Annotated in this window: 12 protein-coding genes and 1 pseudogene; 6 read left to right on the forward strand and 7 right to left on the reverse strand. The window is 62.0% G+C overall.

All coding sequences use genetic code 11. The annotated features are described in order from the left end of the window. Positions 1-255: 255 nt before the first annotated feature. A complete protein-coding gene (locus OQF71_RS10405; protein ID WP_256418112.1) occupies positions 256-564 on the reverse strand; it encodes a hypothetical protein in 309 nt (102 codons plus the stop codon). A 62-nt stretch (positions 565-626) separates the two neighbouring features. On the opposite strand from OQF71_RS10405, the gene OQF71_RS10410 reads away from it, so the two are divergent. The 3 genes from OQF71_RS10410 (at position 627) to OQF71_RS10420 (ending at position 4487) form a co-directional block, all read left to right on the forward strand. After that, positions 627-2399, forward strand: a complete 1773-nt coding sequence (locus OQF71_RS10410; protein ID WP_280587558.1) for a transposase — start codon at positions 627-629, stop codon at positions 2397-2399. A gap of 363 nt (positions 2400-2762) precedes the next feature. Beyond that, positions 2763-3941 (forward strand): tyrosine-type recombinase/integrase, encoded by a 1179-nt coding sequence (locus OQF71_RS10415; protein ID WP_280587559.1) that lies wholly within the window; start codon positions 2763-2765, stop codon positions 3939-3941. 177 nt (positions 3942-4118) lie between these two features. Then, positions 4119-4487, forward strand: coding sequence for a hypothetical protein (locus OQF71_RS10420; protein WP_280587560.1), 369 nt, complete (start codon positions 4119-4121; stop codon positions 4485-4487). A 147-nt stretch (positions 4488-4634) separates the two neighbouring features. Here the strand turns inward: OQF71_RS10420 and OQF71_RS10425 are convergent, their stop codons facing one another. From OQF71_RS10425 to OQF71_RS10435, 3 genes are all read right to left on the reverse strand, one after another. After that, positions 4635-5843, reverse strand: a complete 1209-nt coding sequence (locus tag OQF71_RS10425) for an MFS transporter (RefSeq protein ID WP_280587561.1) — start codon at positions 5841-5843, stop codon at positions 4635-4637. Between the two features lie 598 nt (positions 5844-6441). After that, positions 6442-7176 carry an iron-sulfur cluster assembly protein gene (locus OQF71_RS10430; RefSeq protein ID WP_280587562.1) on the reverse strand — a complete coding sequence of 245 codons (735 nt, stop codon included), beginning with the start codon at positions 7174-7176 and terminating at the stop codon, positions 6442-6444. A 2-nt stretch (positions 7177-7178) separates the two neighbouring features. Further along, positions 7179-8228 carry an amidohydrolase family protein gene (locus OQF71_RS10435; protein WP_280587563.1) on the reverse strand — a complete coding sequence of 350 codons (1050 nt, stop codon included), beginning with the start codon at positions 8226-8228 and terminating at the stop codon, positions 7179-7181. A 106-nt stretch (positions 8229-8334) separates the two neighbouring features. Here OQF71_RS10435 and OQF71_RS10440 point away from each other — a divergent pair, with 106 nt between their 5' ends. Then, positions 8335-9438, forward strand: coding sequence for a glycerol dehydrogenase (locus tag OQF71_RS10440; protein WP_280587565.1), 1104 nt, complete (start codon positions 8335-8337; stop codon positions 9436-9438). Positions 9439-9486: 48 nt separating this feature from the next. Here the strand turns inward: OQF71_RS10440 and OQF71_RS10445 are convergent, their stop codons facing one another. Beyond that, positions 9487-9768 carry a hypothetical protein gene (locus OQF71_RS10445; protein WP_280587567.1) on the reverse strand — a complete coding sequence of 94 codons (282 nt, stop codon included), beginning with the start codon at positions 9766-9768 and terminating at the stop codon, positions 9487-9489. Between the two features lie 350 nt (positions 9769-10118). Here OQF71_RS10445 and OQF71_RS10450 point away from each other — a divergent pair, with 350 nt between their 5' ends. Then, on the forward strand, positions 10119-11156 hold the full coding sequence (locus tag OQF71_RS10450) for an NAD(P)-dependent alcohol dehydrogenase (protein WP_280587568.1): 1038 nt from the start codon (positions 10119-10121) through the stop codon (positions 11154-11156). A 326-nt stretch (positions 11157-11482) separates the two neighbouring features. Here the strand turns inward: OQF71_RS10450 and OQF71_RS10455 are convergent, their stop codons facing one another. Next, positions 11483-12160: an IS6 family transposase gene (locus OQF71_RS10455; protein ID WP_280587569.1), complete on the reverse strand. Its 678-nt coding sequence runs from the start codon at positions 12158-12160 to the stop codon at positions 11483-11485. Between the two features lie 152 nt (positions 12161-12312). After that, entirely contained in the window at positions 12313-13080 is a 768-nt protein-coding gene (locus OQF71_RS10460; RefSeq protein WP_280587570.1) for an IclR family transcriptional regulator, read from the reverse strand. A gap of 131 nt (positions 13081-13211) precedes the next feature. On the opposite strand from OQF71_RS10460, the pseudogene OQF71_RS10465 reads away from it, so the two are divergent. After that, positions 13212-13812: pseudogene (locus OQF71_RS10465) on the forward strand (IS6 family transposase). Positions 13813-13966 lie beyond the last annotated feature (154 nt).

The following is a 13966-nucleotide window of genomic DNA, read 5'->3' on the forward strand; positions in this document are numbered from 1 at the left end:
TATTCTTCGTATTCTGATGATTTCTTCGGCGCTCTGACGGGTAATTCTCGGCGAGATCTGGCCGTTTAGGGTCGATCTCATGAACCTCTTGGGAGGGATTCGCAACTCGACTCCCAGCTGGAGTTGCGAACGACAGAATCTATGCACGGGATTGGATCGAGCCCGTTCCCAGAGAACCACTCGCGAAGGCCACGTGAGCGGGTCGGGGTCAGCGACCCCGACTCGCGATACAATGAGAAGATCCGATCATAAACCCTACAGTTCGGAGAGACGGCCAGTGTCCGCAAACCACTCTGTACGGTCGTCGACAGCCCATTGTATGGCTGTTTGCACAGAGATCTCGTCTTTATCGTACTGATTCAGCTTGCGCCAGGTTTCTGTCCGATGATCGAACACGAGGACGGTGAATGAGTCCTCGTGTTCGAGGACGAAGCCACGGACTTCCTGTTCACCCGGGAACGACATTGCACCGACCACTGCATCGCTCTCACCGATTTCTTTGATGTTGGCTTCCGTGAGCGGTTGCTTCGGGAGTGACTCCATGACTGGGGGATCGTCTTCCATACCTGTACTCCTGCTCGTCTTCGCTTAATCTTCCCGTTCTGTGAGACGATCTGTCCACAGAGATGGTCCACGACGACTCAAATGGGGTCGGAGCTGCCAAGGGCAGCGCCGACCCACAGACAGATGACAGACTTGCAGATGTTGATCCCTTGTCTGGTGGGTGGGGGATACTGACACAGCAAGCGGATGAAATTCTCGATGAGACAACGACAGCGGTCGAGGTGGTCGGCCACCTCGACCTCACGACGTATGCACGAGACGACCCCTACCCAGAGTGGCACGACGCCAAACCGTTCGAACCGATGCTTCGGGCAATATTATTGGCAGAACTCACCGACGCGTCCGATGCCGCCGTGCATCGGACGCTCGAAACGGATCCAGACACGGCCGCAATACTTGGGTTTGACCCAGAAGATGTTCCAGACCAAAGTACTCTCTCGCGAGCACGAAACAACCGATTCGCGGAGATAGAACGGACGATCGAGGTGAGTTGTCGCCAGATTCGGACGCTTGCTGCTCGTCGCGGCAGTCCGATTGGAGCGCCCAACCAGGACAGCGCTTCGACGGAGCCAACTGGCTCCTCGAAGCGCACGGTCAACCGGCTGATCCGTGGCAAGACCCGCGAAGTGCTGGATGAACTCACCACGGTCGTGTTCCCGGCGTTCGACTTTGACCGCTCCGAGGACGCGATCTACGCCGACAAGGAGTTACTCCTCTTGGAGACCCTCCTCGGGGTTACAGGCACCGCCGCCAACGGCGGTGCCGAAACCTACGGCGATTACGTCAATCCAGACCCGGACCTCGACGACCCGTTCTTCGCGGACGGTCCGACCGGTGAAACGCTGCTGGAGGCGATCAAAACCCTGGACATCGAAGAAATCACGGAGATGATCAACCGGGGCGCGGCCCGCGTCTTGACGCGGGCCAAGCCCTACGTCGAGTTCGAACAGCCAGCGATGCTCGCAATCGACATGACCTACATCGCGTACTACGGCGAGCGGGAGGAACTCGTGCGGGTCCAAGGAGCGCCCGAAGACAAGTCCTACGACTGGTGTCACAAGGTTGCGACAGCGAGCATCGTCGGCGACAACGTCCTGTTCACGGCGGCGATGCTGCCGATCGGTGATGCCGACGATCACGACCCGGACGCGTACGCTGGCGAGGAGAGATCCTATCGAGTCGGCGGCGTCGTCCGCCGACTCGTCGACATCGTCGAAGCGCGGGCAAACCTGCGTATCCGTCGGGTGTTCGCCGATAGAGAGTTTCACGCCACAGACGTCGTTGCCGCGCTCGAAGAACGGGACCTGTTCTACGTGATCCCAGCCGCGCGCGATGACCGCATCAAGCGGTTCATCGCGCGCATGAACGAGGACGTGGACGGTCAGAAGCAGGTGACGGTCCGAGACGAGTACGGGATCTACGGGCCAGTCAAAGACAGCGGTGGCGTCAGAAAGCGAGCCGAAACGACGCTTGTCGCCCTCCCGCCGGACGAGGATCGTGACCAGACCCAGGTGTTCCTGACGAATCTCGACGTGAACGACGAGATTCGTCTGGACCGTCGGTCGACGCGTCGCCGGATCAAACGCTACACTCGCCGTGGCGGAATAGAGAATGCCTATGGCGGGATCAAGCAGTTCGCCCCGTGGACGACCTCCCGAGAGTACGGGGTGCGGTTGTTCCACTTCGGGTTCGCGATGCTGCTGTACGACATGTGGTTGCTGGTCGATCTCCTCGTTCAACGATCGCTCGGTATCGTCGAGTTCCGCACGAAACCGCGGGTGATCGCCCCGCGGTTTCGTGGCTTCCTTCGACGGAGGCTGGTCACATTGATATAGAGTTCGTTCCGTGCTCGCCCCTTCCGAGAGGCATCGCTGTCCCGACAGCTGAAATTCCGGCTCGAACCGCGACCAGCTGGCCACTCACTCCGGTGAGTGACCGCTGAGCGTAGGTCACTCGGTTCTTGATCCGCTAGTCACGCCGCGTTCAGCCGCCGACCCGTGCATAGGATTGATGGTATTCGCAACTCCAGTCCCAGAGTTTTGTATAGCGGTATGTAGTTTAAGATTGCGCTTATTCCGGCATAGCAGGCGCTTCAGAGCCCGAAAGCCGTGATTTCGCTCCGACAGAGTTGGTTTGGTTTAGAGTCGTAAGACCAACCAGATTTATTGTGCGCCCGATCGTGGGGGTAGGCACAGAACGTGGCTCCACCTCAGACCGGCGATGACGGGCGCGAACCCCAGGGAACGCGCCTCGAAGACGCCATCGACCGACGCCTGCGCGGCATCGACTCGGACCGCTACCGCGAGAACACCGCGACCGTCCTCCGCGAACTCGCCGCCTGGCTCCGCACTCACCGCGACGTCGAGACAGTCGAGGCCGTCGACGACGATGACTGCCGACGCTGGGTGCAGGCATACCTTCGAGACCGCGTCGCCGACGAGGCCCACCCTCTCACCTTCGACACGGACCGTGACTTTTCGGCCGCGAGCGCACACACGTACTACAACATCGCCCGGGCGTTCTTCTCCTGGTGCGTCGACGGCGAGCAGCTCCTCGCGACGAACCCGATGCAGCCCGACCGCGTCAAAGACGAGCTCCCAGAGGATACAGAGGAAGTCGAGCAGGGCCAGCAGTTCTGGTCCGCTGACGCCCGCACAGCACTCCTCCGCTACGTCGACACGGAGGCCCACGACGCCCTCGACGACACACGCGACCACGAGCGGGCGTTCCGCGATCGGGCCATCGCCTACCTTCTCGCGGACACGGGCGCGCGTGGCGCCGAACTCTTCGCTGTCTCGGGTGACTCTGACCGCAACGGCATCCAGTGGCGTGACCTCGGCGACGGGGCCATCCGTGTCTTGGGGAAGTCCCGCGACCGCGAGACCGTGCAATTCCCGCCGACGACGCGGAAGAAGGTTGAGCGCTACCGACGCGTCCTCGAGCCCGCCTCGGAGGACTGGCCCGTGATCCCCACCGCCGACGCGACGAGCAAATACCGTGCCGTCCGGCAGACACTCGCCAACCGAGAGTTCGACGACGAGGAGATCGAGACCATTCTCGACGACGCCGAGGATATCGACGCGGTCCTCCGCGAGTACGACGTCGCGCCGCCAGCGCTCACGACCGAGGGTGCTCGCCGCGTGATGCGCCAGCTCTGCGAGGACGCCGGCCTCGCCGTCGACGGCGAGTACCTCAAACCGCACGGCGGCCGCCGAGGACTCGGCCACCGCGCATACACCGAACTCTCAGCCGAAGACGCTCAGAACATCCTCCGGCACCGAAGTATCGAGACGACTCACGAATCGTACACTGAAGCCAACACCTCCGACCTCTCCGAGGACGTCGACGATCTCCTCTACGGAGACGACTCAGCATAACGGAGACGTCGAAGAGCGCCTGCTCGAATCGCACTCTGCGGCTGGGGGCTCCTCCCCGGCGAGGTCACGGGCCTCCACCCCTCACAGTTCGCACTCGACGCCGACCCGCCCTTCGTCGCCTTCGACGAACGGAAGAACGGCCCCGGCGAGGTCTCCCTCCTCTATGGCGTCGATGTCTTGGAGGACCGCCTCACCGAACTGAGCGAGCGTGACGAGTGGAACGGCCACCTCTTCCCGTCCTCACAGTCCTTGAGTGGCCACATCGCAAATCAAACTGTCCGGAATCGGTTCGCCGACCTCGTCACCCGCACCGGCCTGCCTCCGGAGATCGGCGGCGAGCCCCCGGTCCCCCAGATGGGGCGTCGGTTCTGGTACTCGGCGTACTCCGAGGCCGTCGAGGACGTCGCCGAAAGCATTGAAGAGATTGCCGCCGAGCAGGGCTCGAGCGACTCGACGGTCGTCCTCGAAAACTATCTCTCCGACGAACGCGCCCGCCAACTCCGCCGCGAGCATATGCGTGACCTGCTCATGGAAGCCTTCAACTGATGCTGTCTCGGAAAGCAGTGGAGATCTCAAACTATCAATATTGTAGTCTTTGCCGACGTGGAGGCACGATCACCGTCACCATCGACGATGTCGACACCTAGGTCGGTGTGGAGCGTGGGACGTCACGACGTCGCCCCAAGGGAACCGTCAGCGAGTGGCGAGGGCGAGTGCGGCGAGCGACGCGACAGCGGCGAACCCGGCGAGGGTGGCGAAGAGCATCGCCGGCGTGCCGAAGGTAAGTATCGTGCCCGCGATGGTGGCACCGAGCGCGCCGACGCCGAACACGCCGAGATACGTGTAGCCGTAAGAGATCCCGCGCGTGCCCGAGGGTGTCGTCTCCGCGACGGCCACCTGGTAGAACGGCTGGACGAGGAACAGTAGAAACCCGAGGAGACCGCTGGCGAGGAGGAGCGGCAGGGTGCCGGCGGTCGCGAGCGGCATGAAGGCGAGCGCGACGGCGGTGAGCGCACCGAATGCAACCACGAGGCCGCGTGCCGGCGGGACAACGTCGGTGAGTCGGCCACCGATATACTGGCCGCCCACACCGACCATTAGGAGCGCGGCGTAGAGGTAGCGCGCGGGCGTGCCGAGGTCGCCGAGCGTGAGCGTCCCGAGCGCGGGCAGGCCAGCGAGGAGGTCCGGGAGGAAGGTGAGGACGCCGCGGTAGTAGAGTCCCGAGCAGATGACGACGAGGAAGACGAGCGCGAATGCCCCGGAGAACAACCGAGTGGTTGTGGCGCCGAACTCGCGGAGACTGGTCGGTCGGTCGGCGTCGCGCACCTGCGCGTCGGCCTCAGTAGCGGCATACTCATCAACGGTGATGTATGTCGCGAAGAACGCGGCGAGGAGCGCCGGCACGGCGAGCGCGAGCGCGACCGTCCGCCACTCGAAGCGCGAGAGCAGGAGTGCGGTGGCGAACGGGCCGAGCGCGATGCCGAGGTTGCCGGCCATCCCGTGGTAGGCGAACGCCCGGCCGCGCTCCGTGACCCCGTTGCTGATGAGCGAGAGGCCCGATGGGTGGTAGATGCTGGCGGCGAGCCCCCAAAGTGCGAGCGCGAGACCGACACTGGGGAGCGACGGCGCAACCCCGAGGATGAGGAAACTCCCCGCCATCCCTAGGAGACAGTAGTGGATGAGTCGCTTCGAGCTGTAGTGGTCGGAGAGAATCCCACCGGGAAGCGCGCCGATGCCGAAGAACGCCATCCCTACCGTGACGAGCACGCCGAGCGTGGCCGCCGTCGTCTGGAACTCGGTCAGCCAGATAGTCACGAAGATGGGGACCGAGAGTTCGTAGACGTGTACCATCGCGTGTGCGACCGTCACGAGACCCGAGATAGCGCGGTCGTTACCGTTCATCACATCCAACGTCACGACGTGGCCTCTCAAATGTTCTCCCACTCAAATGAGTAGACCGTTCACACGCCAGTCCACGCCGGAGTGAGTTCCTATATCTTCGATGAGGTGATCTTAAACCATCAGCGGTCAGCACACTCACTGATGTAGTTAATCGGACGCCGACGCGGTTCGCGGACCTCGTCTGACCGTAGATGTCTACGGTCAACATACGATTCCCGGGCCGTCGCAGGCCGAGATCAAGCATATGGATGTCGATCGGAAGCGTCGTGACCCGCGAGTTCAGGCATGCATGAAGCGTTCGGTATTCGGAGAGAAGGACATCCCGACCGTCGTCTACGCGCACAAATGCGCTCCTCCGGGAGGCTCGGTAGCTCCCGCTTACCGATCCACCCGCGACCGAACGGCGCCCGTCCGACCACCGACCACCGTCTCCGGTGGGTCCAGCCGACCGCCCCGCTGGTCAAGCCGCTCAGAAACGCGTTCGCTGATCCGGCGAAACGTGTTCTCGGCGTACGAGTGGGTCCGCGGCCTCCGCTTGCACCGGATCCGACCCGGTGGTTCCGACCCATTGAGAGCTGTTCGGGTCGGTACGACCGTGTCAGTCGCCGGCGAGTTCGGGGTTCCGGGCGGCGTGGAGGCTTGCGCAGACGCCGCCCTGACCACCCATGTTCGTCTTCGCCAGGCGGGACGCGCGGTGCGCTTGTGGGACATCGTCAGGTGAAAGCGGCTCCTCGTCGCGCGAGGCGAAGAGCCGGTGGCCGTCGTCCGCGACGACGCCGACGGTACGCGCCTTCTCGAGGTACCGTTCGAGGGGGCGCGCGTCGAGCTCAACGTAGAGGCCGTCGAGGTCAATCGTCGCCCGCCCCTCCTCGAATGTGACGTCACCGCGGCGGAGGTCGGCGATCTGTCGGTCATTGAGGCCAGAGTCGTCAAGCGCCTCCATAGCGTCGTACTGCCGGGCGAGTCGGGCCTTTCGGTCGAGGGTCTCGCGGGTCGACGCCACCTCGCCGTCGGCCGTGTCGAACGCCGTCTCGAAGGAGAGCCCCTCATTCACGCCGCGCGTCACCTCATCGGCATGCATGTGGTCGAGGAGCTCGATTCGGACCTCCTCGACGCCGTTGAGCGCGCTGACGGCGTCGCGAGCGTCGGTCGCCATCATCCACGCGAACGTCGGCGAACACCACGCTGTCGGGAGCGCGAACGCGAGGTCGACGTCGCCGCGCTCGCTCACCTTGAGCGTCTCGATGTAGTCGAGGTCAGTAATGGGCTCGTCGAGTTCAGGATCAGTGACGCTATCAAGGGCGTCGCGGACCGCGTCGGCGGTGACCGCCATCTTCAGTCGGCCGCCCCCTCGTATTGGGCGCCAGTGTCGAACTCGTCGGAGATCTCGTCGTCGCGCAGCGCGGCCTTGCGCTCCTCTATATCGATGTCGTAGAGTTCGGCGGCGTTCTCGCCGAGGACCTTCTTCTTCGTCTCCATGTCGAACTCGAGGCCGTACTCGGCCTTTTCCTCCTCGGTGAACTCGGTGTTGACGACGGCGTCGAGAACCCAGTCGGGCTCCCAGATGGCGTAGTCGCTCCCGAAGAGCACCTTGTCCTCGCCGAGCCAATAGAGCAATTCACCAAGGATCTCGCGGAATTTCTTTGGACGGTCGAGCGCCATCGGAGCGGCGACGGCGAGGCCGCCGTAGACGTTTGGCTCCTGCGTGCCGATCCAACAGAAGTCGTCGAGCCGGGGGAGGCCGACGTGCTCGACCACGAAGTTCAGCTCGGGGAAAGAGGTGGCGGCGTCGTCCACGTCCGCGACGTCGAAAGCGTCGCGGTTGAGCGGCCGGATCGTCGGGCCCTTGTGCGGGTGGATATTCTTCACGCCGAGGTCGACACACTTCTGGAGAAACTCGAAGGCGTCGTCCGAGTCGAGTCGCCATCCCTTCGAGTCCCCGCGCCATTCGGCCGTATACACCTTCACGCCCTGGATGTCATACTCTCGGGCCTGTCGCTCAAGTTCTTCGAGGCCAGCCTCTCCCTCGCGGGGATCGAAGCGCCCGTTGGTGATCAGCCGATCCGAGTACTGATCAGCGAGCGCGCCGCAGTCGTCGATCGTGTTGAACCCGTCCTCGTAGAACTCCTTGAGGTATGTCGGCTGGAAGATTCCGACGTCCACGTCGCCGGTCCCGAAGACGTCCGAGAGGAGCTTCTCGTCGCTGTACGTTCGGAACTCGTCGAGCGTCCACTGGCGCTCCTCGGGGGTGAATCCGGTGTGGTAGTCGTAGAAACACTGGATGAACTGCTCACCGCCCTCGTGGATGATGTTCTCCTCCGTCGCGTCCCATGCGTGCAGGTGCCCGTCGACCACGAAGATGTCCTCGCCTTGATGCTGGAGCATTGTGTGTCAACAACAATCAGCTACACTAATAATTGTTAGGGTCAGGGATGGTCGCTGTCCGACATTCGGGCGAGAGTTTATCAGACCGGTCGTAGTATGTGATTCTATGCCACAGGTATTCGAATCACCGGCAGCGTACGTACAGGGTCGCGGAGTCACCGAGGAGATCGGCGCGCACGTCGCACCGCTCGGCTCGGAGTGTCTGCTCCTCGCCGACGAAGTCGTTCTCGATCTGGTCGGGGAGCGCGTCGTCGAGAGCCTTGAGTCGGAAGGGATTGGCGCGAGCACGATCGAGTTCGAAGGCGAAGCCTCGGAGACCGAGATCAACCGAGTCGCCGACGTTGTCAAGGAGCGCAACGCGGACGTCGTCATCGGCGCCGGGGGCGGCAAGACCCTCGACACGGCGAAGGCCGTCCGCGAGGCGACTGGGGGTGCGATGGTCTCGATGCCCACCGTCGCCTCCACCGACTCCCCGACGAGTGCCCTCTCGGTCATCTACAGCGAGGCCGGAGAGTTCCAGGAATACTGGTTCTACGACCAGCACCCCGATCTTGTGCTCCTCGACACGGCCGTCGTCGCGGGCGCGCCGACGCGTTTCTTCCGGTCGGGGATCGCGGACGGACTCGCCACGTGGTTCGAGGCGGACGCGACGTACCGCTCGGACGGGGAGAATATCGTCGGCGGGACGTCGACGCGGGCCGGCCATCGCCTTGCTGAACTCTGTTATGAGACGCTCCGCGAACACGCGCTTGCCGCCGTTGACGCCGTCGAACGGGAGGCCGTTACGGCGAGCGTGGAGGCGGTGGCAGAGGCGAACACGCTCCTCAGCGGCCTCGGGTTCGAGAGCGGTGGGCTGGCCGCGGCGCACTCGGTGCATAACGGCCTGACGCAACTCGGCGTGACACACCACGCGACTCACGGGGAGAAGGTGAACGTCGGGACGGTGACACAGCTCGTCCTCGAGGGGCGGGAGGACGCGTTTATCGAGGACTACGTTGAGTTCTCGTTGGCGCTCGATCTCCCGGTGACGCTCTCGGATATCGGGATCGACGACCCGACGGCGGCGCGTCTGGAGACGGTCGCCGAGGCCGCGTGCGATCCCGAGGAGACGATCCACAACGAGCCGTTCGCGGTCACACCACCGATGGTCCGGGACGCCCTCCGCACGGCCGACCAGATCGGACGGCGCGTTCGCGAGCGCCGCTCGTAGACGGTCGTTCGGTCCGCTCCGTCACTGCATGGGAAGGACTGGGCGACCTCACGACTTGTTGACAGCGAACGCGGCCGTGATGGCGTCGATGACGGCGAGCGCGTTAATCACAAACGCGACGCCGAGCAGGGGAGGAGTCGCGGCATCACGTACCCCTGCGAGGAGGACGAAGCAGATGGCGAGCCAGCCGTCGACGTACTTGAGGTAGCTCGACGTCGGGTAGACGACGGGAGTCAGGATGACCGTGAGGATTGTCCACCCGTGCGCGCCTGACGCCGAGAGCAGACCCGCACCGAGCATCAGGATGAGCGTCCCCTGTCCAAGCCCCACGCTCCGTAGCTGTAGTGCACGAAGCCGAGCGCGTGCGACCCCCGACGGAGTTCGATGATCCCTGCACCGCCGATTGAGGGAGACGAGGGCGAACTGCTCCCTCGCGTCCTCCGCGGTCACGACTACTGCCCCGAGCCGGGGCCGAGTCGTCTCGTTCGGTGCCGTCGCTCCGCGTGATCGGCGCAGTTATACAACAACCGATCATGTAGAACTCCGGTTCGACTGCATCCGGAGTACGTACCTGAATCTACTGGTGGAGGTGTGGCGCCCCTGCCCCCCCATTTCCGCGACAATTATTGCCAGTATAGGGTCTCTTTACTACCGTGTCGTGTGCCAATCGTAATCGTACCATGCGCGCAGCGAGACTCCACGAGTATACGGACGACATGAGCGAGGCCCTCACTGTTGAAGAGGTCGAGCGGCCCGAGATCGGAGCGTCGGATCAGATCATCGTCGAGGTCGAAGGGGCAGGGTGGTGCCAGACGGACAACCACATCATTGAGGGGATGTGGGAGCCCTACGCGGACCAGAATCTTCCGATGACGCTCGGCCACGAGAACGCGGGGACCGTCGTTGAGGTCGGCGATGAGGTCACCACCGTCGACGTCGGCGATCAAGTCCTCTGTCACCCGCTACGCACCTGTGGGAAGTGTCGCGCCTGCCGGCTCGGGAACGACATGTACTGCGAGAACGCCGCGTTCTCCGGTCTCGACACGGACGGCGGGTTCGCCGAGTACCTCCTCACGTCCGAGCGCGCCACGATCAAACTCGACGACGTCGATCCGGTCGATATCGCGCCACACGCCGATGCCGGCATCACGGCGTATCACGCCACGAAGAAGGCCGTCGACGTGCTCGTCCCCGGGGAATACTGCGTACTCTTCGGGATCGGCGGACTCGGCCACATCGGCCTGCAGGCCGTCGAAGCGATGAGCGCCGCGCAGACGATCGCTGTCGACGTCAAGGACGACGCCCTCACGCTCGCCGACCGCCTCGGCGCCGACCACACCGTCAACTCCGCTGACGAGGACGTCGCCGACGCGATCGACGCCATCACCGACGGTGTGGGCGCCCGTGAGGTACTCGACTTCGTCGGTGCCGACGCCACGACCGACCTCGCGCCCGACATCGTCTCGCCAGGCGGCGACCACCACATCGTCGGCTACGGCGGCCACATCCACCGCCCCGCGCAGGACCTCGTGGACGGCGAGTTCGATTACCGCGGCAACCTCGTCGGCACCTACACTGAACTGCAGGAACTCGTTGCGCTCGTTGAGCAGGGCGAGATCCACCTCACGACGAGCGAGTACGATCTCGCGGAGATCAACGACGTGGCGGAGAAACTTGAGCACAACGAGATCGAGGGCCGCGCCGTCATTCGCCCCTGACACTCGTTCAACCCTGTTGAACTGGCGAACCGGCCGGGGAACATCCTGATTTATCAATACCCGCACATACTGTCTTATTGACGTTATTGGGGCCGAAATCGAAGGAAAACGTTCTACACGGGGTTTACGAGATCACTCGAACAGGAGAGAGCATTTACTGGGGATCATTAACACGGCGTTCATGCCGCTTGATGCTTCAGAGGAACCCGTGTAGTCTGCGACTGAACCTCTCCATTTTGCTTGAACCCCGTCTCACCCACCATTTTCGTTCGATATAATATTATATCTACAACATGAAAAAGCCAAGTTTATTACACAGGCACTGTCTAGTTTAGCACCTTGTCAGCTGGCGTTCGACTATCAAGCGATTGATGCGGTCTGAGGCGGTTGTAGTAATGCGCAAATAATGCAAGCCATTGGCGAACGCTCTGCCGACTGCCCACCCACGAGTTGTGGAAACGGTCGAGGCGCATTTTGAGCGTGTGAAACCATTTTTCGATGAGGTTTCGGTCGGTATAGTCAACCCGACCGTTCAATCCTAATCGAGCAAGGGCAGTCCGGTAGCCGAACTGATCGACGAGAAACGTGGTGTCTGAGAGATCGTGTTTCTCCGCCAGTCTAGACAGGAACGCAGCCGCCGGATCGGTGCCGTGGCATCCGAATAATGCCACGTCAAGAATGAGTTTCGTGTCGAGGTCTATTGCAGCGTACAACCAAGACCACTCGCCGTTAATTTTGACAGCGGTTTCGTCAACCGCGACCCGCGACGGCTTCGCCGTCGGCGGGTCTGGAACGCTGTCAGCTAGCCGATGTACCCATTGCCAAACTGCTTGATGAGAGCGTTCAACGCCTAATTCCGCGAGAATCGTTGTTGTTTCTCTGAGCGAACAACCGGTCGCGTGAAGCCGGACGGCGAACGCCCTGACGGGCGTCGCCGTCCGTTCACGCTCCCAAGTTTCTTCTAAATCCGCCGCAAAGCACTCGCTGAGCAGGTCTGCGAGCATTGTCCCAAACAAACTCAACGACCTGCTCACTTCTCAAACTGGCTTAACTAGACAGTGCCATTACACACATAATAGTGTAAAAGAGACACGTCTCGTCCGCTCATGGGCCGATTTCTCCAGCGTTCCGTTCAACAATGTTGACGCTACTTCGATCAGTACCCCTGCATCTCAAGTTCGATGAGGTTCGCGGCGTCCGAAACCACGGGCGCGAGCGTCTCCATCCGGTCGTCGCTCATGCGGCTCGTCGGGCCCGCGACGCTGATCGCGCCGATCCCGCCGTCCGCGCCGGCGCCACCGGGGTTTTCGATGACGGCCGCGATACAGCACAGCCCCTCCAGTTGCTCTTCACGATCGAACGCGACCCCGCGCTCGCGGACAGCATCGATCTCCGACTTGAGCGCAGATCGGTCGGTGATCGTGTACGGCGTCGTCTCCGGGAGACCGCGCTTGTCCAAGATCTCGTCGACGCGATCCGGCGGGAGCTGCGCGAGGACGGCCTTCCCAAGCGCGTTGTCATGGAGGTACTTGCGCCGGCCGACTGTGTCGAAGTTGACGGCGTCGTCGCCGTGCGCATCGTAGACGTAGTAGCCGTAGCCGTTCTCCTCGATCATGAGGATGCTCAGCTCCCCCGTCCGTCGCGAAAGCTCGTCGACCTCTTCCTTACCCACCCGGTAGATGTCGAGGTCCTTGACCGTCCGGTGGCCCATGTTCAGAAAGCGCAGCCCGAGGCGGTACTGGCCGTCTCGCTCGACGACGAACGACTGGTGTTCGAGGGTCTTGAGGTGATAATGCGTCGTGTTCCTGGCCAGATTGAGGTGGTTCGCAATCTCGGTCTCGGTCGCCCTCCCGAGCGTGGCGAGTCCGCTCAGGATGGTGAGCGATCGTTCGCTCGCCTGGATTCGCTTCGGTTCGTTACCCATACGCGCTATCACCGCTCTACCTTCATCAATGTTCACCACGATTGAACGGTCGCGTTAAGTTAGTGGATGAGGCGTTCGACTTCAGAGTGTCTATGGCCGAAATCGAACGCATCAGCGAGTGTATTCAGTGAATCGACTTGTCGTTTGTGGAGCGAAATCGGACTCCGGAGTGGGCGATTCAAGTGGACATCCGGTGTCCTCTCGCGAGTATGTCATTGAGAGACTCAAGTCAGTTTCTCGATGAGTCGGGGAGTCCAACGCAGTCACGTGGCAATCCGCGACTGGGTGCAGAAGGCAGATTTACAGCCGATCTCGACGGTGAGTGCGGATCAGATTGCGGTTGACGAGAAAGTAATCCGCGTCAACGACGACGATTACTGGCTGTACGGCGCCGTCGATCCAGAAACGAACGAAGTCCTCCATCTGGGGCTGTTTTCGACGACAACGAAACAGACGACGCGATGGTTTCTGGCCGAGCTCCACCAGCGCTATCAGCTAGATAGCGTCGAGTTTCTCGTTGATGACGCCGATTACTTGGTGAATGTTCTCGACGAAGACGGCTATCGATTCCAGATGATTTCACACGGGAATCGGAACGCAATTGAAAATATAATTTTGGAAATAGAATGGCGAACATCCTCGTTCTCAAATAGTTTCAACCATGTCAAAATAGAGACTGCCGAATCGTGGCTCCAAGCTCTCGCCGTCCGGCACAACTCACGCCAAAGTTAACGCGACCGGTGGAACACGCGAGTCAAAGGCACAACCGTATTGAATACTCAGCTTTGCACGTTGAAGTAGGAGCGTGACGTAGGCGGTGGCAAGGACGGATGATGCCAATTACGGACTTTTTGTCGTGTACGCGCGTGTTCGACGAGTTCGACTC

The organism is Halorubrum sp. Boch-26, from assembly GCF_029889805.1.
Classification (GTDB): Archaea; Halobacteriota; Halobacteria; order Halobacteriales; family Haloferacaceae; genus Halorubrum.

What these genes read in the sequence shown, in the direction of transcription:
- OQF71_RS10405 (WP_256418112.1), bottom strand. Translation starts at nt 564, where the DNA reads ATGGAAGACGATCCCCCAGTCATGGAGTCACTCCCGAAGCAACCGCTC.
- OQF71_RS10410 (WP_280587558.1), top strand. Translation starts at nt 627, where the DNA reads ATGGTCCACGACGACTCAAATGGGGTCGGAGCTGCCAAGGGCAGCGCC.
- OQF71_RS10425 (WP_280587561.1), bottom strand. Translation starts at nt 5,843, where the DNA reads ATGAACGGTAACGACCGCGCTATCTCGGGTCTCGTGACGGTCGCACAC.
- OQF71_RS10430 (WP_280587562.1), bottom strand. Translation starts at nt 7,176, where the DNA reads ATGGCGGTCACCGCCGACGCGGTCCGCGACGCCCTTGATAGCGTCACT.
- OQF71_RS10435 (WP_280587563.1), bottom strand. Translation starts at nt 8,228, where the DNA reads ATGCTCCAGCATCAAGGCGAGGACATCTTCGTGGTCGACGGGCACCTG.
- OQF71_RS10440 (WP_280587565.1), top strand. Translation starts at nt 8,335, where the DNA reads ATGCCACAGGTATTCGAATCACCGGCAGCGTACGTACAGGGTCGCGGA.
- OQF71_RS10450 (WP_280587568.1), top strand. Translation starts at nt 10,119, where the DNA reads ATGCGCGCAGCGAGACTCCACGAGTATACGGACGACATGAGCGAGGCC.
- OQF71_RS10455 (WP_280587569.1), bottom strand. Translation starts at nt 12,160, where the DNA reads ATGCTCGCAGACCTGCTCAGCGAGTGCTTTGCGGCGGATTTAGAAGAA.
- OQF71_RS10460 (WP_280587570.1), bottom strand. Translation starts at nt 13,080, where the DNA reads ATGGGTAACGAACCGAAGCGAATCCAGGCGAGCGAACGATCGCTCACC.